This is a genomic window from Ruegeria sp. BHSC037, from assembly GCF_059613045.1.
Genome location: NZ_JBXWRT010000021.1, coordinates 1 through 20,882 on the forward strand (window position 1 = coordinate 1; position 20,882 = coordinate 20,882).

The 20,882-nt window shown below is 62.2% G+C and carries 21 protein-coding genes, 1 tRNA gene and 1 pseudogene; 10 read left to right on the forward strand and 13 right to left on the reverse strand.

The window, feature by feature from the left end:
• From AC2FMN_RS16640 to AC2FMN_RS16685, 10 genes and pseudogenes are all read right to left on the reverse strand, one after another.
• A pseudogene (locus AC2FMN_RS16640) lies at window positions 1-223 on the reverse strand (haloacid dehalogenase-like hydrolase); the annotation flags it as partial.
• A 27-nt stretch (window positions 224-250) separates the two neighbouring features.
• Window positions 251-394 carry a hypothetical protein gene (locus tag AC2FMN_RS16645; protein ID WP_496689560.1) on the reverse strand — a complete coding sequence of 48 codons (144 nt, stop codon included), beginning with the start codon at window positions 392-394 and terminating at the stop codon, window positions 251-253.
• Window positions 395-469: 75 nt separating this feature from the next.
• Window positions 470-2,080 carry an arylsulfatase gene (locus AC2FMN_RS16650; RefSeq protein WP_496689562.1) on the reverse strand — a complete coding sequence of 537 codons (1,611 nt, stop codon included), beginning with the start codon at window positions 2,078-2,080 and terminating at the stop codon, window positions 470-472.
• 257 nt (window positions 2,081-2,337) lie between these two features.
• On the reverse strand, window positions 2,338-3,564 hold the full coding sequence (locus AC2FMN_RS16655) for a hypothetical protein (RefSeq protein WP_496689564.1): 1,227 nt from the start codon (window positions 3,562-3,564) through the stop codon (window positions 2,338-2,340).
• A complete protein-coding gene (locus AC2FMN_RS16660) occupies window positions 3,561-5,063 on the reverse strand; it encodes a VWA domain-containing protein (protein WP_496689566.1) in 1,503 nt (500 codons plus the stop codon). Before AC2FMN_RS16660 ends, AC2FMN_RS16655 begins: the two co-directional genes overlap by 4 nt.
• Window positions 5,060-6,043 carry a vWA domain-containing protein gene (locus AC2FMN_RS16665; RefSeq protein WP_496689568.1) on the reverse strand — a complete coding sequence of 328 codons (984 nt, stop codon included), beginning with the start codon at window positions 6,041-6,043 and terminating at the stop codon, window positions 5,060-5,062. Before AC2FMN_RS16665 ends, AC2FMN_RS16660 begins: the two co-directional genes overlap by 4 nt.
• Entirely contained in the window at window positions 6,043-6,516 is a 474-nt protein-coding gene (locus AC2FMN_RS16670) for a DUF4381 domain-containing protein (RefSeq protein WP_496689570.1), read from the reverse strand. The genes AC2FMN_RS16665 and AC2FMN_RS16670 overlap by 1 nt, the downstream gene beginning before the upstream one ends.
• On the reverse strand, window positions 6,513-7,460 hold the full coding sequence (locus AC2FMN_RS16675; RefSeq protein WP_496689572.1) for a DUF58 domain-containing protein: 948 nt from the start codon (window positions 7,458-7,460) through the stop codon (window positions 6,513-6,515). Before AC2FMN_RS16675 ends, AC2FMN_RS16670 begins: the two co-directional genes overlap by 4 nt.
• 20 nt (window positions 7,461-7,480) lie before the next feature.
• Window positions 7,481-8,458 carry an AAA family ATPase gene (locus tag AC2FMN_RS16680; RefSeq protein ID WP_496689573.1) on the reverse strand — a complete coding sequence of 326 codons (978 nt, stop codon included), beginning with the start codon at window positions 8,456-8,458 and terminating at the stop codon, window positions 7,481-7,483.
• Window positions 8,459-8,599: 141 nt separating this feature from the next.
• A complete protein-coding gene (locus AC2FMN_RS16685) occupies window positions 8,600-9,676 on the reverse strand; it encodes an AI-2E family transporter (protein ID WP_496689575.1) in 1,077 nt (358 codons plus the stop codon).
• Window positions 9,677-9,846: 170 nt separating this feature from the next.
• On the opposite strand from AC2FMN_RS16685, the gene AC2FMN_RS16690 reads away from it, so the two are divergent.
• The 3 genes from AC2FMN_RS16690 to AC2FMN_RS16700 all read left to right on the forward strand — a co-directional run bounded on the left by AC2FMN_RS16690 (window position 9,847) and on the right by AC2FMN_RS16700 (window position 12,930).
• Entirely contained in the window at window positions 9,847-10,713 is an 867-nt protein-coding gene (locus tag AC2FMN_RS16690; RefSeq protein WP_496689576.1) for a YihY/virulence factor BrkB family protein, read from the forward strand.
• On the forward strand, window positions 10,710-12,629 hold the full coding sequence (locus AC2FMN_RS16695; protein ID WP_496689578.1) for a multiheme c-type cytochrome: 1,920 nt from the start codon (window positions 10,710-10,712) through the stop codon (window positions 12,627-12,629). Before AC2FMN_RS16690 ends, AC2FMN_RS16695 begins: the two co-directional genes overlap by 4 nt.
• Window positions 12,630-12,726: 97 nt before the next feature.
• Window positions 12,727-12,930, forward strand: coding sequence for a hypothetical protein (locus AC2FMN_RS16700; RefSeq protein ID WP_496678283.1), 204 nt, complete (start codon window positions 12,727-12,729; stop codon window positions 12,928-12,930).
• A 2-nt stretch (window positions 12,931-12,932) separates the two neighbouring features.
• Here AC2FMN_RS16700 and AC2FMN_RS16705 read toward each other — a convergent pair whose 3' ends face one another.
• Together AC2FMN_RS16705 and AC2FMN_RS16710 are read right to left on the reverse strand one after the other, a co-directional pair.
• Window positions 12,933-13,649, reverse strand: a complete 717-nt coding sequence (locus AC2FMN_RS16705) for an RlmE family RNA methyltransferase (protein WP_149774381.1) — start codon at window positions 13,647-13,649, stop codon at window positions 12,933-12,935.
• Window positions 13,649-14,761, reverse strand: a complete 1,113-nt coding sequence (locus AC2FMN_RS16710) for a Ppx/GppA phosphatase family protein (protein ID WP_149774380.1) — start codon at window positions 14,759-14,761, stop codon at window positions 13,649-13,651. Before AC2FMN_RS16710 ends, AC2FMN_RS16705 begins: the two co-directional genes overlap by 1 nt.
• A 239-nt stretch (window positions 14,762-15,000) precedes the next feature.
• On the opposite strand from AC2FMN_RS16710, the gene AC2FMN_RS16715 reads away from it, so the two are divergent.
• From AC2FMN_RS16715 to AC2FMN_RS16730, 4 genes are all read left to right on the forward strand, one after another.
• Window positions 15,001-15,297 carry a virulence factor gene (locus AC2FMN_RS16715; RefSeq protein WP_490360414.1) on the forward strand — a complete coding sequence of 99 codons (297 nt, stop codon included), beginning with the start codon at window positions 15,001-15,003 and terminating at the stop codon, window positions 15,295-15,297.
• Between the two features lie 26 nt (window positions 15,298-15,323).
• Entirely contained in the window at window positions 15,324-16,250 is a 927-nt protein-coding gene (locus AC2FMN_RS16720) for a methylenetetrahydrofolate reductase (RefSeq protein ID WP_496689579.1), read from the forward strand.
• A 9-nt stretch (window positions 16,251-16,259) separates the two neighbouring features.
• On the forward strand, window positions 16,260-17,324 hold the full coding sequence (locus AC2FMN_RS16725) for a methyltetrahydrofolate cobalamin methyltransferase (protein ID WP_496689581.1): 1,065 nt from the start codon (window positions 16,260-16,262) through the stop codon (window positions 17,322-17,324).
• Window positions 17,325-17,448: 124 nt separating this feature from the next.
• Window positions 17,449-17,522 (forward strand) — tRNA-Gly (locus tag AC2FMN_RS16730).
• Between the two features lie 41 nt (window positions 17,523-17,563).
• On the opposite strand, the gene AC2FMN_RS16735 is transcribed toward AC2FMN_RS16730, so the two are convergent.
• Entirely contained in the window at window positions 17,564-18,418 is an 855-nt protein-coding gene (locus tag AC2FMN_RS16735) for a LysR family transcriptional regulator (protein WP_496689583.1), read from the reverse strand.
• A gap of 86 nt (window positions 18,419-18,504) precedes the next feature.
• On the opposite strand from AC2FMN_RS16735, the gene AC2FMN_RS16740 reads away from it, so the two are divergent.
• The 3 genes from AC2FMN_RS16740 (at window position 18,505) to AC2FMN_RS16750 (ending at window position 20,841) form a co-directional block, all read left to right on the forward strand.
• Entirely contained in the window at window positions 18,505-18,972 is a 468-nt protein-coding gene (locus AC2FMN_RS16740) for a c-type cytochrome (RefSeq protein ID WP_496689585.1), read from the forward strand.
• 7 nt (window positions 18,973-18,979) lie between these two features.
• Window positions 18,980-19,873 carry a c-type cytochrome gene (locus AC2FMN_RS16745; RefSeq protein WP_496689586.1) on the forward strand — a complete coding sequence of 298 codons (894 nt, stop codon included), beginning with the start codon at window positions 18,980-18,982 and terminating at the stop codon, window positions 19,871-19,873.
• A 221-nt stretch (window positions 19,874-20,094) separates the two neighbouring features.
• Window positions 20,095-20,841, forward strand: coding sequence for a hypothetical protein (locus AC2FMN_RS16750; RefSeq protein ID WP_496689587.1), 747 nt, complete (start codon window positions 20,095-20,097; stop codon window positions 20,839-20,841).
• Window positions 20,842-20,882: the final 41 nt, after the last annotated feature.

Genomic DNA, 20,882 nt, shown 5'->3' on the forward strand with positions numbered 1-20,882 from the left:
CCTCGACGCTCAGGCGCGAATGCGTGGCGCTGACGACTTCGATCAGGGCGTCCTCTCCGCCCCTCAATGCGGTCTCGGCGTCGCCCCTGGCGGCGGCTTCCAACGTCGGCGTGCTCAGGATCGACGGGTCGTCGTGCGCCTTCTCAGCCAGTTTATCCATGACATAGATGAACTGGAAATAGACGGGCTGTTCCGCCCACAGCGTACCGTCATTGTCTAACACGGCCACACGGTCGGCGGGGATGACGTATTACTTGGTGCCCAGCGTCGTCACCGTATCGACGAAGGCGATGATCCGCTCTTTTGTGGGGCAATCGGTCCAACTGAGCAAGGGGCCGGCCGCAAGCCCTGCCGGCAGCGCAAGAAGGGCGATTGAAACAAGCTGTCGAAACACGAAATATCCTTTTATTGCAAAATAATGAGGGTCGCCGCTCAGGCCGGCGACCCTCGAGAGTAGAACCGACCTTTATCAGTTGTTGGTCGGCGTCAGCATCGTCTCGATCACTTGGTCCAAGCTGAAGCTAGCTGCTTCCTGCCGCGGCGGGAACTCCCGGAAGGTCGCCAAGAAATTCGCCACATATTGCTGAGCCGGCACCAGCAGATACACGCGGTCGATCATCCAGTCGTAATAGGTGTTCGAGGTCCGGTATCCGCGCTCATAGGGATCGCGCCGCAGGTTCACGATGATCGGCACCCGCAGTTCGGTCCAGGGTTCCATCCAGGCGCGCAGGGTGGCCCAAGCCTTCTGCTCCAGAAAGATCAACTTCCAGTCGCCGTAGCGCAGGGCGGTCAGGTCGCCGTCATCCGAGAAATAGAAGATTTCCTTGCGCGGGCTTTCGGTGGTTTCACCGGTCAACAGCGGCAGGATGTTGTAGCCGTCCAGATGTACCTTGTAGTCGCGACCCATGGCCGGCGAACTGTAGCCCTGCTTCAGTTTTTCCTTGATCTCGGTATCTCCGGCCGCCGCCAAGTAGGTGGGCAGCCAGTCCATGTGATGCACGATCTCGTTGGTGACCGAGCCGGGTTCGATCTTGCCGGGCCAACGCACCATCGAGGGTACGCGCCAGCCGCCTTCCCAGTTGGTGTTCTTTTCACCCCAGAAGGGCGTGGACGCGGCATCAGGCCAGGTGTTGTAGTGCGGTCCGTTGTCCGTCGAGTAGTGGACGATCGTGTTGTCTGCGATGCCCAACTCGTCAAGCAGGTCGAGCAGCTGGCCCACATGAATGTCATGTTCGATCATGCCGGCCGAGTATTCGTCCATCACACGACCGGTCATGTCATTGGCCTGCTGGCGCATCTCGTCTTTGACGTGAGTGCGGAAGTGCATGCGCGTTCCGTTCCACCAGACATAGAAGGGCTGGCCCTGTTCGTGGGCACGCTTGATGAAGTCGATCGCCGCAGCCACGGTTTCGTCATCCACGGTTTCCATCCGCTTCTTGGTCAGCGGTCCGGTATCTTCGATGGTTCCGTCGGCCTTGGACTTTATGACGCCACGCGGGCCAAAGGCTTCGCGGAAGGTCCGGCCATCGGGTAGAACCGCATCGCCCGGATAGTCCTCGTTCTCGGGTTCCTCTTCCGCGTTCAGGTGGTACAGGTTGCCGAAAAATTCGTCAAATCCGTGGTTTGTCGGAAGATGTTCATCTTTGTCGCCCAAGTGGTTCTTGCCGAATTGACCGGTGGCATAGCCGTGGTCCTTCAACAGACCAGCAATGGTCGGATCTTCGACCTGCATACCAAGATCCGCACCCGGCAGGCCGACCTTCGACAGCCCTGTGCGGAACACTGACTGACCCATGATGTAGGACGACCGGCCTGCGGTACAGGATTGCTCGCCATAATAATCAGTGAAGATCATGCCTTCATTCGCAACCCGATCGATATTCGGCGTGCGATACCCCATCATACCCATGGTATAGGCCGAGATGTTCGACTGACCGATGTCGTCGCCCCAGATGACCAGAATGTTCGGTTTCTGATCCTGTGCCCAAGCCGGTGCGGCCAGCGCGAGGGACACCGTGGCCACGGCCAGTCGCCGCAACCCTCTGCGCCATAAATGCGTTAAATTTCCCTGTGATGACATCTTTTTCTCCTTATGTGGTCAGGCAAAAACGGCCTTGCAGGAAAGTCGAAAGGGGGAAAATGCGCCCCCCGATCCGTCAATCATTCAACACGCCCTTTCCAGGTCAGGCGGTTCGGCAAAAAGGGGAATCAAGACAAGCCCCTCTAGGCAATTGAAAACTATCACAAAGACCAATCCAAAAATACTTATGTTAGAAGATAGTTCCCAAGGATTCGGCTCCAATGAGGTTGACGTAGGGTAAGAGGGTGGCAACCGCGTCAGGGATTGAGCTGAGGCAAGCCGGATTGAGAGTGACGCCGCGGGCGGGCGATACGATCAAGACAATCGCGGACCTTGCGCCAGTTTTCCGGTTGGAGATTACCTCTTCCATATCTGGACGCTCCGATTTCGGCCAGAGAAGCCTCGAATTCAGCAGTGTCTGGTGGGTCGGCCAGCCGCCGTTTCCAGTCTTCCAACGTCTGATAAACGCGGGCGATGTCTTGTTGGCGCACAGCTTTTTTGAGTTCCGAAAATGCATGCGCGGCTGAGGCCAGCCTGCTTTGTCTGGCGGCTTCCAAATGTACATTGAAAACCGGATATAGTTTGCTGAAAACAAGCCATAATATTGCGGCCCCAATGGTGAAATAGCCGATCAGACGTATCACCGTTTCCCGGTCCGGAGGTTGCCACGGCGGCGGCGCAAGAACGAGGTCGACGGGATCGGCGCGCGCAGTTTCGATCTTGTTGGTCTTGAGGTTGAACCAATCGATCTCGACAGCCGGCAATTGGGTCTGTCCGCCGTCCTGGGCCACATAGGTCACGCGGTCGGTACGTTGGCCGGACAGGACGCCCCGGTCTTCGGTTTCCGACAATCGGGGTTCATTGGGATAGGCTCGCAACAACGGGTCCTCGATCTCGGGCAACAAAGGCGGGATCATGATCGGGGTCGTTCCGGTGATTTTGGCCGTGATGGTGCGGGTCAGTGCGTCTCCGGTTTGAAGGCTGGTATCGCCCTCAATCTCCTGAGACAGTTCGAACCTGTCAGCGATTATCAGGGGATCAAGTCCTCGGGCTGCGTCAGGAACCTCGACTGTCAGGAGAACGGCGGGCAGGGGAACCGAGACCTGAAGCGGATCGTTGGTTTCGGGATCGGCATAGGTCACCTGCACCGCGGCCGCTGCAAATTCATACGTACCGGGGACCAACGGATACAGCCGATAGCTGCGCTGAACCCCAGACCATGTTTCGCCCTCAACGCTCTCGCTGACCGGCCCCGAAGCGCGATCGGGCAAGCGCACCAGAAGGTTTTCCTGTTCAAGCGATGGAAAGACCGGTGGATTTGGCATGTAGGTCGGCACCAGCACCTTCAGGCGAACGATGGCGGGTTGGCCGACGATTGTCGGATCCGGAGGCACTTCGATCGTGACGCGGGGCTGGATGTCTGTTGCTTGCGCCAAAACCTGAGCGGGGCATAGAAGCATTATCAAGAGCGCAAGGTACCTCATTGGGAACGCTCCTGATTTTCTAGAACAAACCGGCTGCGCAGGAAGTCCTGCATGTCGGTGTCGATGGCGCTGATCCACTGGTCGGCCGACAGGGTCGCGGCGTCCCCGGTCTCGGCCGGTTGCGTGGTGTCCGCGCCCAGACCGGCTTCGTTGTCGAACACTATGTCGTCAGCCCCGATGCCCGACGCTTCGCCGGTGTCGGATTGCTCACGGGTGGATTCGACCTCGGCCAGAATCGCTTTGGCGACGGCCAGGTTGTACGCGGCCTCTGGCCAATCCGGGCGGCGCTCCAGCGCGGTTTCAAAGGCCGCGATGGCCGGACGATACTGTCGATTTCGGATGCGGGCCATGCCTTCGGCAAACGCCGCTTCGGGCGTGGAAAGCTGGGTAAAGGTCTCAGACGCTTCCGCATATTGCCCGGCTTTCAACTGGGCGTAGCCTCGGTGATACGGATCCTGAAACAGCGTGCTGGCCGCGGCGTAGTCCTTCCGGTTCATGGCGATCTGGCCTTGCTGGTCCGGCGTCAGGAACCAGTCCCGCCAACCGTCTGCGCGCGCGCCGGTCGGCGGCAGAAACAGCAATGCCACAAATCCCCAGCGAATGACCCAGCCACGTCTGAACCACAGCAGTGCGATCAAGGCGACGGGCCAGGCCAAAATCCAAGCGCGGTCCTGCCAGTCAACGCGATCGTCCTCGCCCAGGGCCGCGGAAAAACTGCGGGTGATACCGCGGTTCAGCCGGGTGATGTCGCGGTCATCGCCCGAGAACGGAACGATCGAGGCATTTCGCAGGCCGTCCAGTTGCGGAATCTGGCGACCATTCGGAAGCATCGTCAGGAAAAACAATGGGATATCAGATTGTCCCAATGCGGAAACCTGCTGCGGATCGACATCGTCGAGTACAAAGAGAACCGCACTTGTGCCCATCTGATCGCCCAGAATGTCCTGCGCCAGCGTCAGCGCGTCACCGGCGGCATCGCCCGCGACCGGCATGACCGCCGGGGTCAACCCTTCGAGCAAGGGGCGCAGGATGTTGGCGTCTTCGGTCAGCGGCGCGACCCGGTGTGCGGATCCGGCATAGGCGATCAGGGCGGTGGGCGCACCTGCGCGGGTGTTGATCAGATCGGTAATCTTCAACATGGCACGGTCCAGCCTTGACGGCGCGAGGTCGGCCGACTCCATGCTGTCGGTGACTTTGAGCGCGATCACCAGCGGCGCGGTGTCCGCAATCAGAGGGTTCGGCGCCCGTGACCATGTCGGCCCTGCTACGGCAAGGGTCAGAAGAATGGCGGCGAGCATTGCGAGGTCCAGCGGACCGACCCGACGTTGATCCTCGGCCCTCAGACGCAGTGCCTGCGCCAGGTGGGGTGCAATGCCTGCAGGCAGGTCCGAGCTGCCCGATCTGCGCGGCCGGGTCAGCCACCAGACAGCGGCAATAGGCAGCAACAGCAACAGCCAGTGGGGGCGCAGGAAATGAAACTGGGCTAGAGCGTCGATCATGCCGCGCGCCTCCGACCCTGTGAAAGGCGAAAGCCCAGGGTGCTGGCGAGGATGAGGAGGAGCGCTGCCGCCAGCGGATAATGTGCAAGGCTGATCCTCGGGCGGTAGCTTTGGGTTTCCACCACGCGGGGGTTCTGGGCGTCGATCTGCTGGTAGACCTCTGTCAGGGCGGCCTCATCATCAGCAAAGAAATACTGGCCTTGGGTTTTGTTGGCGATGTCTTTCAGCGCGTCCAGATCGACCCGGTCTTCGCCCGTGGCAGCCGGGTCGCCGACGCCGATCGTGTAGATCACGACACCCCTGTCCGCCGCAATCGACGAGGCATTGACCGGCGTCATGCGGCTTGAGGTGTCGGCACCGTCCGACAATACGATCATCAGGCGTTGGTCCACCTCGCTCGACTCGAAGGTGCGGATGCCCAGCCCGATCGCATCGCCCAGCGCCGTGTTCGGACCCGCCATGCCGACGGCGGTCTGGTCCAGAAAACCGTTGAGGCTTTGCAAATCCTCGGTGAACGGAGCCTGAACGAATGCGCGGGTGCCGAAGATGATCAGCGCCATCCGGTCGCCGTTGCGCCCGGCGATGAAGGCACGCAGAACGTCCTTTACGGCCTCCAGCCGCTGCTTGGGCGTGCCGTCTTCTGCCTTGAAATCGCGCTGGTCCATCGAACCCGAGATGTCCACAGCCAGCACCACGTCGCGGGCGGATTTTTCGACGACGATCGGGTCGCCCAACCTTTCGGGCCGGGCCATTGCCAGAACCAGCAGCACCCATATCAGGATCACCAGACCGGATTGCATCCGCGTGCGTCTCAGGGTTACCGAGCCAGACTGCGGCTCGGCCCCGGCTGCTTGTGCGACGTGGCGAAAGAACGGGATGCGAATGGCATCGACCCGTTGCCGGTGCGGCGGAGCAAGGAAATAGACCAGTGCCGGCAGTGGCAGCAGAAGAAAAACCCAAGGCGCGGCGAAACTGAACATCACGCCGCCCCCTTGGACCGATGCGACTTGATCCAGTACCGCGCCAGTTCAGCGGCATTCGGGTCTGAGATCCCCTTGCGGTAGGGGGCGGCTGCCAGGTTGCCGAGGGCAGAGGCGGAAAATCCTGACAGGTCAGCGGTTTGGCCCAAAAAAGTCGTCCAGTTTTCACCGGTCAAACCGGCCACCTGAGACCGGGGAAAGGCGGCAAGGGCGGCACGGCGAACGATCTCGGCGGCTTTGGCCGGGTCATTCTGACACCGGTCCAATTCCTTCAGCGCAAGCCGCCGATAGGCATTTGCCCGCCGGTGCCGCCAGATCGTCACGAGGATCAGACCAACCACGAGCAACAGCGCCACCGCCAGAACAACCCAGCCCCAGGTCTGCGGCACCATAGAAATCGGAGCCGGCTCGGGCGCCGGTTTCAGCATGTCCAGCAGTTCGACCAGCGATTTGCCTTCGGTGTCCGGGGTCATGACCGTCCCCCTTTGTGGCCGAACAGCCGGAGTATCTGGGCCAATGCGGGCTCGGCCGTGGTCAGCGGGACGATCGGAAACCCGTATCGGCGCGACCAGGATTGTAGCTGCGCCAACCTCTGCTCCATCGCCCTTGTCACGCGGTCCGACATTTGTCTGTCAGACGCGTCCAGTTCGATCTGCTGGTTGCCGTCCGAGACCGTCAGCCGCAGCTCGGGCGGCATGTGGCGCGAGATCGGGTCGGAAATGTCGAACAGGATCAGGTCATTGGAATGGGCCAGGCGGCGCAGTAGCCGTTCGGACCCGTCGGTCAGGCCGTCAAAGTCCGAGAACACACAGACCAAGGCATTGGTATGTGCGATGCGCGCAGCCTGTTGCAGCACCTGGTTCAGCGAGACCGTGGTCTGTGGGCGCAGCCCGGCATTCAGGCTGCAATTGAGTGCGCCGAGCGAGGACAGAAACCGCCGCAAAGCCGCCGGGCGGCGCTGCGGTCGATGTTCGGCCAGGTCGGTATCACCGAACACGATACCGCCGACGCGGTCGCCCTGTGCCAAAACCCGATGGGCGGCGATGGCCGCGGCCTCGGCCGCCACTACCGATTTCATGTAGACTTTTGTGCCGAAGAACATCGAAACCCGCTGATCCACCAGCAGCAGAGCCGGGCGGTCACGCTCTTCGGTGTAGACGCGCACATGTGGCTCGCCCGTTCGGGCCGTCACTTTCCAGTCGATCGTGCGGATGTCGTCTCCGGGCAGATAGGTGCGCAGTTCCTCGAAATTCAGGCCGCGCCCGCGCAGGCGTGAGGCATGGCGGCCGTTCAGCACCGAACGGGCCGGCTGCCGGGGCAGAAGGCTGAGCGCGCCGGTGCGCCCGCCGAGGCTCAGCAGGTGGCGGGCATCGACGTGGATGCGTGGGTCGCGGGATGTCGCTGCGGTCGGGGACACGCGGCTCTCCATTGTTACGATCAGGGCAGGGCGACGAGCTTCAGGATCTCGTCGATCACGTCATCGGCGGTCTTGGCGTCGCCCTGCGCTTCGAAACTCAGCGTGATACGGTGGCGGAACACGTCATGGGCAATGGCACGGATGTCGGCCGGGTCGACATAATCGCGCCCGTTCATCCAGGCATGGGCCCGGCCGCACTTGTCCAGCGCCAGCGATGCCCGCGGACTGGCGCCGATCTCGATCCACGCGGCGAGGTCATCGCTGAGCGCGGACGGCGTCCGGGTCGCCTGAACAAGATCGGCCATGTACCGATCCATCGCATCCGAGACATGGATCTGCCCGATCTCCTGCCGGGCGGCAAAAACGGCATCCTGCGGGATCGGTGAGGGTTTCTCGGCAGTGGTCCCGGAATTGGCGGCGGTGTCCTCGCCGCGAACCAGACGGATCACCAGCACCTCGTCCTCGACCGGGGGGTAGGTGATCTGAACATGCATCAGGAACCGGTCCATCTGCGCCTCGGGCAGCGGATAGGTGCCTTCCTGCTCGATCGGGTTCTGGGTGGCCATCACGATGAACAGCGGCTCCATCTTGTGGGTGGTGCCGGACACGGTGACCTGCCGTTCCTCCATCGCCTCAAGCAGCGCGGCCTGAACCTTGGCCGGAGCGCGGTTGATCTCGTCCGCCAGGACGATATTGGCGAAGATCGGGCCTGGCTCGAACCGAAAGGTGCCGCCCGCTTCGGTCTGGGTATAGACCTCGGTCCCTGTGACATCGGACGGCAAAAGGTCGGGCGTGAACTGGATGCGGCTGAATTCGGCATCAAGATTGCGGGCCATCGCCTTGACGGCACGGGTTTTTGCCAGGCCCGGCAAACCTTCGATCAGTAGGTTCCCGTTGGCCAGCAGCCCGATCAGAAGGCGGTCGATGACCTGTGTCTGTCCGATGATCGACTGGGCCATACGGGCTTTCAGATCGTTGATTTGGTCAAGCGGTGTCATGGCGGTCCAATCATCACAAACGGTCATCCAAACACTTTGCGCCGGACCCGGTGGATCATTCGGCCAAGCCATTGCAATATTTGGAGGCTAGCAGCGCATTCATGGCCGATCCACCCCTGATTTCAGGGTGTTCAACCGAAGTCAGGCACGCGGCGACTTGACGTCCTCGGCCAGGCGCCCGTCCAACGACATCAAAACGGCGACGGGGCGCAGGGCCGGTATGTGGCTGAAGATGATCAGAATGCACACAGTCAACGGAACGCTGAGAAACGCGCCGATCAGACCCCAGACCGTGGTCCAGAAGGTCAGCGCCAGAATCACCAGAAAGGTTGACATGTTCAGCGAACGGCCCAGCAGGGCCGGATCCAGGAAGTTGCCGATCAGGAATTGGATCGTGCCGCACCCGAACACGATCACCAGGAAGGGGCCGAGCGTTTCGAACTGAACAAGGGCGATCATCGCCGGAAAAACAACCGCGATGATCGAGCCGATCGACGGGATGAAGTTCAGCGCAAAGGTCAGAACGGCCCAGGTTTCCGCGTATTCCAGCCCCAGAGCCCGAAAGATGGCATAGCTGATCCCGGCCGTGACAAGGCTGATGAAGGTCTTGACCCCGACATAGCGCTGCAGACTGAAGGTTATCGCATCCAGAACCGTGGAAAGGTCGCCCCCGGTGACGGGATTTCCGGCCGCGATCTTCAGCTTTTTGCGGAAGGCCAGCCGCTCGGCCATCAGGAAGGCGACATACAGGCTGATCAGGAAAAACTGGTTCAGCATCGAGGTGGCGCTGCCCAGCAGAACCCGCGCGACCGAGGCCATGTCCATGCTGATCAGATTGTCGCGCACAAAGGCGGTCACATCGTTCCCGACCAGGCCGGTCACGCGGTTGATAACGCCGTCGAGCTGGTTTTCGTAGTCGCCCGCGGTCCGTGCGAACTGCGTGGCCTGACTGCCCAGGATGTAGGTGATCATGAACAGGCCGGCCAGAACCACCGTGACGGCAGCCAGATTTGCCAGCCACACCGGCGCGCGGGTCAGAGCGATCACACGGTCGCTGAGCGCTATGATCAGCACGTTGATCAACAGCGCCATGGTCAGCGGAACCAGAAAACTTGCACCTGCGTAAAGCCCCAGCACCACTAGGGTCAGCACGATGGTGACGTCGCGAACGACACTCAACCTCAGCGGTGTGCGGGTCGGCGGAGCGGATTTCGTCATTCGGGCCTCGGCTGTTCCAGCGCGAGCTGGGTGCAACGGTATTGTCCAATGGCGATCCTGCACGGACGGCAGGCTTTGTGCAATCGGGCCAGACAGTTATTCGGAAAATTCTCGTGCAATTGACGCATTGGCCGGTTCTTTCGTCGTGAGTTGCAGGCTAGGGTTTCCACATGACACAAGTCCTGATTCCCGTTTTGGGCCGTTTCGTTCGGGCGCTTTGGCTGGCCGTCCGGCGCTTCGACGACAAGAACGGGTTCGTCATGAGCAGCCATGTCGCCATGTCTCTGATGCTGGCGCTGTTTCCCTTTGCCCTGTTCACCGTGTCTCTGGCCGGCCTGCTGTCGCAGGACTATGTCACCGACGAGATGATCGGCCTGATTTTCGGCGTCTGGCCCAAGGACGTGGCCGAGCCGATCGTGGCCGAACTGCGCGCGGTTTTGAATGGGGCAGGGTCGGGAACGATCACCTTGGGTGCAGTGCTTGCCGTCTACTTCGCGTCGAACGGAGTAGTAGCCGTTCGGGCGGCCATCAATCAGGCCTATCACGACACCGATAGCTGGCCGTTCTGGAAAACGCGCCTGTTCTGTCTGGGGCTGGTCATTCTGGGTGGCGCCGCGATTTTGATCGTTGCGGCGGTTGAACTGCTGTTGCCGATCTATTCCCGCCTGATGTCCGAGAAGACGTCAGTAAATGTCGCTGACTGGTTGTCGGTCGAACGCCTGCGGTGGACCTTCGCCGTGGCCGTCCCGGCACTGACGGTGCTGCTGGCCCATCTGGTTCTGCCGGTCGGCCGGCATTCGCTGCGCCAGATCCTTCCTGGCGTGCTGTTGACGCTGGGTTTGTGGCTGGCCGGCGGGCTGGCGTTCTCGCTCTATATCGGTCAGTTCGCAAGCTACAGCGCCACCTATGCGGGGCTGGCCGGCGCCATGGCCGCATTGATCTTTCTGTATCTGAGCGCGGCCATCATGATCTTTGGCGCAGAATTCAACGGTGCGCTGATGGATATCGACAATCATGACGAGGTCGGAAACGTATGACGATTTGGCCGCACGCCGCATGGGCATCCGCAATCTCCTTGGCCTGCATCCTACTTGCCGGGCCAACGGTGGCGCAGGACTATGTCGGCTCGGAAGCCTGCCGGGATTGCCATGACGAACAAGTGCAAGCGTGGATCGGGTCCCATCACGCCAAGGCCTGGACCGCGCCCACGCCTGAAAACGTGGTGGCCGATTTCGACGGCACGACATTCGCGGACAACGGCATGGCGGTCGAGTTCCGACAGGAAGATGGCGTCTACATCGCAGACGTGACCGAGCAGGACGGCCAAACGCGGACATACAGGGTCCACTCCGTCGTGGGCATCGAGCCGTTGCAGCAATATCTGTTCGAAACCGAACCCGGCCGATTGCAGAGCTTCGACGTGGTCTGGGACTCGGTGGAAAAACGCTGGTACCACCTCTACCCGGATCAGGATCTGCCCCCGGACGACGGGTTGCACTGGACGGGCTCCTACAAGACCTGGAACGCCCGCTGCGCTGAATGTCACGCGACCGAGTTCAAAAAGAACTTTGACGTGCAGACGCAGAGCTATGCCTCGACCCAGTCCGAGATCGGCGTGGGGTGCGAGGCCTGCCACGGTCCGGGCTCGGCCCATCTGGAGTGGGCCCGTGGCCAGACCATGCCTGTCGGGCTGGACGCGTTCGGGTTTTCTATGCGCTGGGGCAGGGGAGACACCGAGGCCGAGATTCAGCAATGCGCCTCCTGCCATTCCCGCCGCGAGGCGTTCGCGGATGGAAATCCGCTGCCGGGCATACCGTTCCACGATGCCTACAATCTGGCCCTTCTGCGTCCCGGTCTTTACCAGCCCGATGGCCAGATCATGGACGAGGTCTATGTCTACGGCTCGTTTCTGCAATCAAAGATGTACGCGAAGGGCGTTGGCTGTCTGAATTGCCACGAGGCGCACGGCGCAACCTTGACGGCCGAGGGCAACGCCGTCTGCACGCAGTGCCATTCCCCGGCGGGCAATCCCGATTTTCCGACCCTGCGCAAGGCGCTGTACGACGATCCCGCGCACCATCGCCACACGCCTGGGGGCGAGGGGGCGCAATGCAAAAGCTGCCACATGATCGAGCGGGTCTACATGGGTGTCGATGGCAGGCGCGACCACAGTTTCCGTGTGCCGCGCCCCGATCTGGGCCTCGGCGCGGACGCCTGTACCGATTGCCACAGCGATCGGGATCAGCCGTGGGCTGCTGCCACGATCGACGCGTGGTACCCGGACCCGGCCCACCGCCGGCCGCATTTCGGCACGGCCTTCGCGCCGGCCTTTTCCGGTCAGGGCGCCGACCCCAAAGCTCTGATGGCGATCGCGCTGGACGTGGATCAGCCGGGTATCGTGCGGGCCACCGCGGCCTATCTGCTGCAACAGCATGGGTCTGCGGATCTGGCGGCGACCACTGCCGGTCTGCTGGCGGATGCCGACCCGCTGGTGCGGGCCAATGCGGTTCCGCTGCAACGGTCCGCCGACCTGCCGGACCGGATCGACCGGCTGTCCCCGTTGCTGTCCGACCCGGTCCGGTCCGTCCGGCTGTCGGCCGCCAAGGAATTCCTGACCGTTCCCGGGCAGGCGCTGACCCCGTTGCAGCGCACCAACGCGCGCGAAGCCATGGCTGATTGGCAGCGCACTTTGTCGAACCGGCTGGACTTCCCCGAAACGCATCTGGTCCTGGGTGGCATGGCGCTGACGCTGCGCAACGCGCCGGCGGCCGAACAGGCCTTTCGTCAGGTGGTGACCCTGGATCCCCAGCGCGAAGAGGCCTGGCCGATGCTGGTCCAACTGGCGCAGATCAATCGCGGCGTCGAGGCCGCGCGCGCCGTTCTGCGCGAGGGGCTGAAGGTTCTGCCCGACAGCGCGGCGCTTGGGGCGCTGGCCGATCAACTGGGCCGCTGACCCGGCACCGAACTTCCCCGATCCTGCCATCTTGACGGCAGATTTCCGACCTATCCCTTCGCCGAGGGCAAAAGGCCCGTTTGGTGATGGTTGTACCATGCTGCACTCGACATTCCCGCCCACGAGGTCCGAGAAAGCCGCGATGCCACGCGACCCGGCGCTGGTTCAACGGATCGAATCCCTGCGCAGCCGTCCCGTCGTCTATCTCGGGCATGGCGACGCGTTGATGCTGCTGGGGTTGGCTACCGCATCCCTGCGGGAACAGCAGTTCGCGGGCGCAAAAACCGCGGAAGACATTTAAGCTCAGCCCCGGAACCCGGTGGCAACCACGAATTTCTCGGAACTGTCCGACCGAGACGCCGGCGGCTTGACGTTCGCGACCTTCTCGAACTTCTGTTTCAGCAGTTTCTGCAGGTCGCCCTCGGCCCCGCCTGCCAGAACCTTGGCGACGAAGGTGCCGCCCTGTTCCAGAACGTCAAAAGCGAAATAGGCGGCGGTTTCACACAGGGCGATAATGCGCAGGTGGTCGGTTTGCTTATGCCCCGACGACGCAGCGGCCATGTCCGACATGACCACGTCGGCCTTGCCGCCCAGCCAGGCTTTGACCTTCTCGTCAGCGTCGTCTTCCATGAAGTCCAACTGATGGATCTCGGCACCGGCGATGGGTTCGACCTCTTGCAGGTCGATGCCCAGAACGGTGCCGATCCGCTTGCCCGATTTCTCGCCCAGCGCGTTCACGCGTTTGACCGCGACCTGGCACCAGCCCCCCGGCGCACAGCCCAGATCGACGACCCGCGCGCCCGGCACCAGGAACCGGTATTTGTCGTCTAGCTCCATGATCTTGTAGGCCGCGCGCCCGCGATACCCCTCGGCCTGCGCCCGTTTCACATAGGGGTCGTTCAGCTGCCGCTGCAACCAACGGGTCGAGCTGAGCTTGCGCCCGCGTGCGGTCTTGACCTTGACCTTCAGGTCACGCTGCCCGCGCCCCGAGGTGTTTTTGCCGGTTGGTGTCTTCGCCATCAGAACGGTCCGTCTTCCAATACCCCGTCCGCGCTCATCTGGGCATAGAGCAGACCCTCGCGCAGCCCCCGATCCGCAACCGAAAGGCGGTCGGTGGGCCAGCAGCGCAGCAGCGCCTGCAAAATGGCCGAGCCGGACATGATCAGGGCCTGCCGGTCCTCGCCGATGCGCGGATCGCGGCGCCGACCCTGAGGGCCGAGTTCTAGATAGCCGCGTATCACCTTGTCAATCTGATCACTGGTCATGCGCAGCCCGTCCACCTTGGTGCGGTCATAACGCTTCAACCCCAGATGCGAGGCCGCGACCGTCGTGACTGTGCCGCTGGTGCCGACGATCTGGAACCCCTCGCGGGCCTGTTCATCCTTGTAGGGGGCGAAATCGGCCAGGTTTTCTTCGAAGAACCAGCTCATCAGCGCGAACCGGGCGGCGTCGTCCTCGACATCGTGGAACTGGTCGCGCAGGGTGGCCACGCCCAGCGGCACGCTGATCCAGTCCACCACCTTCGCCGCAGGAAAGGGGCTGTCGGCGGTGTGGAACCCGTTGTGCAACCGCATGATCGCCGATGGCCGGTCGCGCCGCGGCACCGAGGACAGGTCGATCCAGACCAGCTCGGTCGAGCCGCCGCCGATATCGACCACCAGCAGCTGCTCGGTCTTGGTGCTGACCAGCGGCGCGCATGAAATCACGGCCAGGCGCGCCTCTTCCTCGGGTTGGATGATCTCCAAGGTCAGGCCGGTTTCGCGTTTCACCTGCCGGATGAAGTCGCGCGCGTTTCGGGCGCGACGGCAGGCTTCGGTCGCCACCAGCCGCATGCGCTTGACCTTGTTGCGCTTCAGCTTCTGCTGGCAGATGCGCAAGGCTTGAATGGTGCGCGCCATAGAGGACCGCGACAGACGTCCGGTCCGTTCAAGCCCCGAGCCCAGTTGCACGGACTTCGAGAAGCTGTCCACCACATGGAACCCGCTGCCCTTGGGCTGGGCGATCAACATGCGGCAGCTATTTGTTCCCAGATCCAGCGCCGCATACAGCGCATCTGGATCGGGTCTTGCCGGCGCGGGGCTTTCGACCACTTTCGGGAACGCGCCCGCACCTTTGGGACGCTTGGGCGCCATCGTCACGCCCTCCGATTTACGAGTTACCCCGACATTAGGTTGCGGGCGTCCGACGTGCAAGATGCTCATTAAGGTCATGAGGATTTTGATGCCCCTCGGCACTGGAGAGACGACCCGAGGCGCTGTATCCCAAGGGGGCGAAAAGGTCGCTGGAACAGCGCCGGGTGTCGAAATCCGACCGACCCGGCCCCACATTGCCGTTTAGAACCGGACCATCTGGTTAGGAGGAATCACGATCAATGCCTGACGTCACCATCGTATACTGGCGCGACATTCCCGCTCAGGTCATCGTCGGCAAGGGCCGGCGCGGGGCCAAGCGGCAATTGTCGGAACGGTTCGAACAGGCCATCGACCGCGCCGCCATGAAGGTGAACGCCAAGGACAGCGACGCCTACCTGGCCGAGTGGCGCAAGGCCGAGCCGTTCGAGGTTGAGGGCGACCCGGCCGAGATCGCCGAGGCCCAGGCGCTGCGCCTGGAAACGGAATACGATCAGGATCGCCTCAAGGCCCTGATCGGAAATGACGGTTGGGCATGAGCCCCAGATCTTTATGGGAGGCCGCGATGGCTTTGCTGAACTTCAAGAAACGTGATGCGGCCGAAAAGGCCCCGGTGAACCCTGCCGTCGAAGCCTTTCTGAAAGGGTATTCGATCGAGGTGATGCCGCGCACCGCCGAGAAGGTCGAAGATTTTCGCGATCTGCTGCCCGAAGGCACGCGCGTCTACATCGCCCATATCGAGGGCACGCCGATCGAGGACATGGTCAAGACCGCCAAGCGGATCTCGGCCGAGGGCTATCCGGTCATGCCGCATTTCCCGGCCCGCATTATCAAGGACGCGGCGACGCTGGAGAACTGGATCGCCATGTATCAGGGCGAGGCCGGCGTCGATCAGGCGCTGCTGCTGGCCGGGGGCGTGGACAAGCCGCATGGCGAGTTCGACAGCTCGATGCAGTTGCTTGAGACGGGACTGTTCGACAAGGCGGGCTTCAAGCGTCTGCACGTCGCAGGTCACCCCGAGGGCAACAAGGATATCGACCCGGACGGCTCGACCAAAAACGTGGACGAGGCGTTGCGCTGGAAGCAGAAATTCAGCGAAACCACCGACGCCGAAATGGCGCTGGCCACCCAGTTTGCCTTTGACGCCAAGCCGATCATCGCATGGGCCGACGGCCTGAAGGCGGCCGGGATCGACCTGCCGATCCACATCGGCATCGCCGGTCCGGCCAAGCTGCAGACCCTGATCAAGTTCGCGATCGCCTGCGGCGTGGGCCCGTCGCTGAAGGTGCTGCAGAAGCGCGCCATGGACGTGTCCAAGCTGCTGCTGCCCTACGAGCCGACCGACGTGATTACCGAATTGGCCCAGCACAAGGCGGCCAACCCCGACTTCAACATCACCAACGTGCACTTCTTCCCGCTTGGCGGCATCAAGACCAATGCCAACTGGGCCATCGAAAACGGCGGCGCCTCGACGAAGCCTGCAAACGCTTAAGGACCGGACATGACCCGTACTGTCGTAGAATCAAAGACCAAAACCGCGATCATCGGCTTCGATCAGCCGTTCTGCGTGATCGGCGAGCGGATCAACCCCACCGGCCGCAAGAAGCTGGCGGCCGAGCTGGAAGCGGGCGATTTCTCGACCGTCGAGCAGGACGCGCTGGCGCAGGTGGCGGCCGGGGCGACCGTGCTCGATATCAACGCGGGTGTGGTCTACAACTCGAACCCCAACCCGAACGAGACCGAACCGCCGCTGATGAAACAGATCGTCGAACTGGTGCAGGGTCTGGTCGATGTGCCGCTGTGCATCGACAGTTCGGTTCCGGGCGCGTTGGAGGCCGGGCTCGAGGCTGCCGAAGGCCGCCCGTTGCTGAACTCGGTCACCGGTGAAGAGGATCGCCTGGAACTGGTGCTGCCGCTGGTCAAGAAATACAACGTGCCGGTCGTTGCGATCTCGAACGACGATACGGGCATTTCCGAAGACCCCGACGTGCGCTTTGAGGTTGCCAAGAAGATCGTCCAGCGCGCCGCCGACTATGGCATTCCGGCCCACGACATCGTTGTGGACCCGCTGGTGATGCCGATCGGTGCGATGGCAACTGCGGGGCTTCAGGTCTTTGCCCTGGTGCGCCGCCTGCGCGAAGAGCTGGGCGTGAACACCACCTGCGGTGCGTCCAACATCTCGTTCGGTCTGCCGAACCGTCACGGCATCAACAACGCCTTCCTGCCGATGGCGATGGGCGCGGGCATGACCTCGGCCATCATGAACCCGGTGGCGCTGCCGGTGACGCAGAAGAAGATTGCTGAGAAAAGGGCCGAGGTTGCGGCGGCGGGCATCATCCTGCCCGAGGGCATGGACGACGAAACCTTCGTTCAGATGTTCGGTCTGGGCTCGACCAAGCCGCGCGCCGGCAAGGAAATGGAGGCCATCCGCGCCGCCAACCTGCTGACCAACAACGACCCGCATGGCGGCGAATGGATCAAGTTCAACAAGCCGGCCGATGCCGCAGGCGCCGAAAGCGAGGGCGCGCGTGGCCGTCGGGGAGGCGGCCGCCGCCGCCGGGCCTGATGTGGGTTTGACGCTGTTCCGGGGCCGGGTGTTCAGCCCGGCCTTTTTCTGTGGCAATAACGCGTCTTTCCAGCAGATCGCCGCTTGATCCCGGTGCGCATCCGGTGCTATTTCAGCTCCTGCGGCGGGTATGATGTAATGGTAGCCTGTCAGCTTCCCAAGCTGAACGCGCGGGTTCGATTCCCGCTACCCGCTCCAGATTTTTCCCGCTTTGGCAATGTGTTGCGCTCGTTTGAGCGTCAGGCGTGCTCTGCTGCAAACAGCGGTCTAAGCCGTGCCAGCAGTTGGTCACGCACCAGCGCGAACCGGGGAGTGTGGGCAATCTCTTCCAGCATGGCGACCCAAAGGGGCACGGCCATCCCGGGGGGCACTTCGGGGTCGCGCTTTAGTCTGGGGTCGGCGTCTCCGACGAAGGTCGGAAGGAACGTCCTGCCCGCTCCTTCAGCAGCCATCTGCCGCAGGACCAGGAAGCTGTCGGCACCGCTGATGATGGCCGCGGGCGCGATGTTGTCCGCCATCCACTGCGCGGGCATCGACTTGCCCAGCGCGCCTTGCAGGGCCAGCCATTTCTGGCCGGGCGTGCCATCGTAATAGACGGCAAAGCGCAGTGTGCCGGCCATCTGGCCGGTCAGGCCGCCATCCAATCCCGGGGACGGGCGCACCACGATATCCGCCGTCAGGCGGGTCAGGTCGTGATGCGTATTGTTGCTGAGCAAAGTGAATTCAAGCCCCGGAAACCGTTCCGAGATACGGCGCAAGATACATGGTAGCACGATCTGGCACAGGCTGTCCGTCGAAGCGATCCGCACTTTTCCGACCGGCGACCGGTCGGCCCCTGCAATCGTACGATCCAGCGCCAGAACCGCGTTTTCGACATCCTCCATTGCGGCGAAGATCTGCTGTGCCTCGGGGCGGGGTACATAGCCGGACGTGGCTTTGCCGAACAGATGGCAACCGTGGCGCTGCTCGAACGCAGCGACCCGGCGCAGGACCGTGGCATGCGTAACTTTCAGGGCCGTCGCGGCAGCGTTCAATGAACCATGGCGACGGACGGCTAGCACGAAGCGGATGTCGTCCCAATTTGTCTTGTTCATAAATGAACAGGCTCAGCAAAATATCAAACAATTACAAGAAAAATTATTCAAGCTAGTCTTTGTGTGTTCAACAAGGGAGCAGAATTATGACCAAATATCTTTCTTTTGCGGCGGCCGGTCTTCTGTCGGTTGCGATCGTAGGTACCAGCATGGCGCAAGAGGCGAAGAACCCCGCAGTTAAGGCGCGGCAGTCTCTGATGTCGCTTTATGCGTTTAACATCGGTCAGTTGGGCGCCATGGCCAAGGGTGAGGCGGAATACGATGCCAAGGCCGCGGCAGCGGCGGCTAACAATCTGGCCACGTTGACCCAAGTCGATCAGTCGGCGATGTGGCCGGCCGGAACCGACAATGCGGGCGATCCGTCTTCGCGTGCTTTGCCGGCGATCTGGCAGAATTTCCCTGATGTCAGCGCCAAGGGGCAGGCCCTGGCCGAAGCCGCTGTTGCCATGCAGTCGGCCGCCGGGCAGGATCTTGATGCCCTGAAGGCCGCGATGGGGCCTCTGGGTGGGGCGTGTTCGGCGTGCCACAAGGCCTATCGCGCCCCCAAGGAGTAAGGGTGGAATGCGAAAATGGGGACTCACGGCCGCCGCCTGCGCGGCCGTGATCGTGGGCGCGGGACTTTTCGTGACCCGCCCGCGTTTGGCTGATCCGGCGAGGTTGAGCGGTCTGGCTCCCGACATTGCGCAGGGTGAACAGGCGTTTCATGCCGCCGGCTGCGCGGCCTGCCATTCGGCACCCGGGGCCGAGGGCGATACCCGCCTGGTTTTGTCCGGTGGGCGCAGGTTTTCGACGCCGTTCGGTACCTTCGTCGCGCCCAACATATCCAGTGATCCGGTTCACGGGATCGGCGATTGGACGCCCGTCGATCTGGCAAGCGCGCTATGGCATGGCAGCAGCCCGGACCGACAGCATTATTACCCAGCCTTCCCCTATGCGTCCTACGTCAGGATGGCGCCGCAGGATGTCGTCTCGTTGCATGCCTTCCTGATGAGCCTTCCAGCCGACGCCACGCCCAATGCACCCCACGAGGTAGGTTTTCCGTTCAATCTGCGGCTTGCCTTGGGAGGGTGGAAGCTGCTGTTTCTGCGGTCTGGCTGGATCATGGACGGAGATCTGTCCGGCCAGCAGCAGCGCGGCCGCTACCTTGTCGAGGCTCTGGGTCATTGCGGAGAATGTCATACCCCGCGCAATGCCCTGGGCGGGTTGATCCTGTCGAAATGGCTGCAGGGCGCCCCGAATCCCAGCGGAAAGGGGCGCATCCCGGGGCTGGCCCCCGATCAGCTGGACTGGTCCGAAGCGGATATTGCCGAGTATCTGAGGTCCGGGTTCACGCCGGACTATGACAGCGCCGGGGGCGAGATGGCCGAGGTGGTGCTGAATACCGCGAAGCTGAGCGACGCAGATCGTCTGGCCATTGCCAGCTATCTCAAGGCCATCCCCCAATCGCGCGATTGATTGACATCGAAATCGCGTTGTCTCGGCGTCAAGCCGGTACGTGTGCATCCTGATCGGATGAAAGACCTGTGAGGCAGGGTCCCAAGGGCCGAAAATTCGCCCGACCATGGGCCGATGTTGCCGTGTCCCCAGCCTGTTAGCCTTTTCCCAATAGCGTCAGGAAGGGCGTTTTGACAGGAAAGGATATCGAGATGAGAGTGAAAACGAAAATCGCAAGGTTGTTGAGCACCGCAGCCCTGGCGTCAGCCTTCGCCGCCAGCCCCTATTCGCTGAGTTTTGACTTTGACTCCGGTTTCCATGTGGATCCCTCCTATGCTTTTGCAAAAAGCGGCAAAGGCAAGGATGGTGACGACGACCGCGACGATGACCGGGACGACGATCGGGATGATGACCGCGACGATGACCGAGACGACGATCGGGATGATGACCGCGACGATGACCGAGACGACGATCGGGATGATGACCGCGATGATGACCGGGACGACGACGATGATGACGACGACGACAAGTCCCGCAGCGGCAAAAGCAAGCGCGGCGGATCCGCTGCCGCGTCGGGATCGGGCAATGGCCCGGTGCGCGTGACCAAGATTGAAACCAGCGCCAGCGGCGTCGAGATTCGCTATTCAGACGGCACCAAGGAAGAAATCGAGAACGGGCGCTATGAACGCAAGAACGCGCAGAACCGTACGGTTGAGGAGCGACCGGCGACCGGCTCTGACTTGACCCGACTGCGTTCGCTGGCCGACAGCGTGACCATCAACAGCGTGCCGTCTGGTGGCAACAGTGCCGGTGGCCGGCCAGCCAAGGTGGAACGCCAGGGCAGCAATATCGAGGTGCGCTATACCAATGGCTGGAAAGAGGAAATCGAGGCCGGCCGGTACGAGTTGAAGGATCCATACAACCGGACAGTGGTCGAACGCCCGGCAACCTCGGCCGATATGCAGCGGTTGAACGCGATCACGAACTGAGCAAGCCGTCGAGCAAACCAAGTACGGCCTCCGGAATTTCC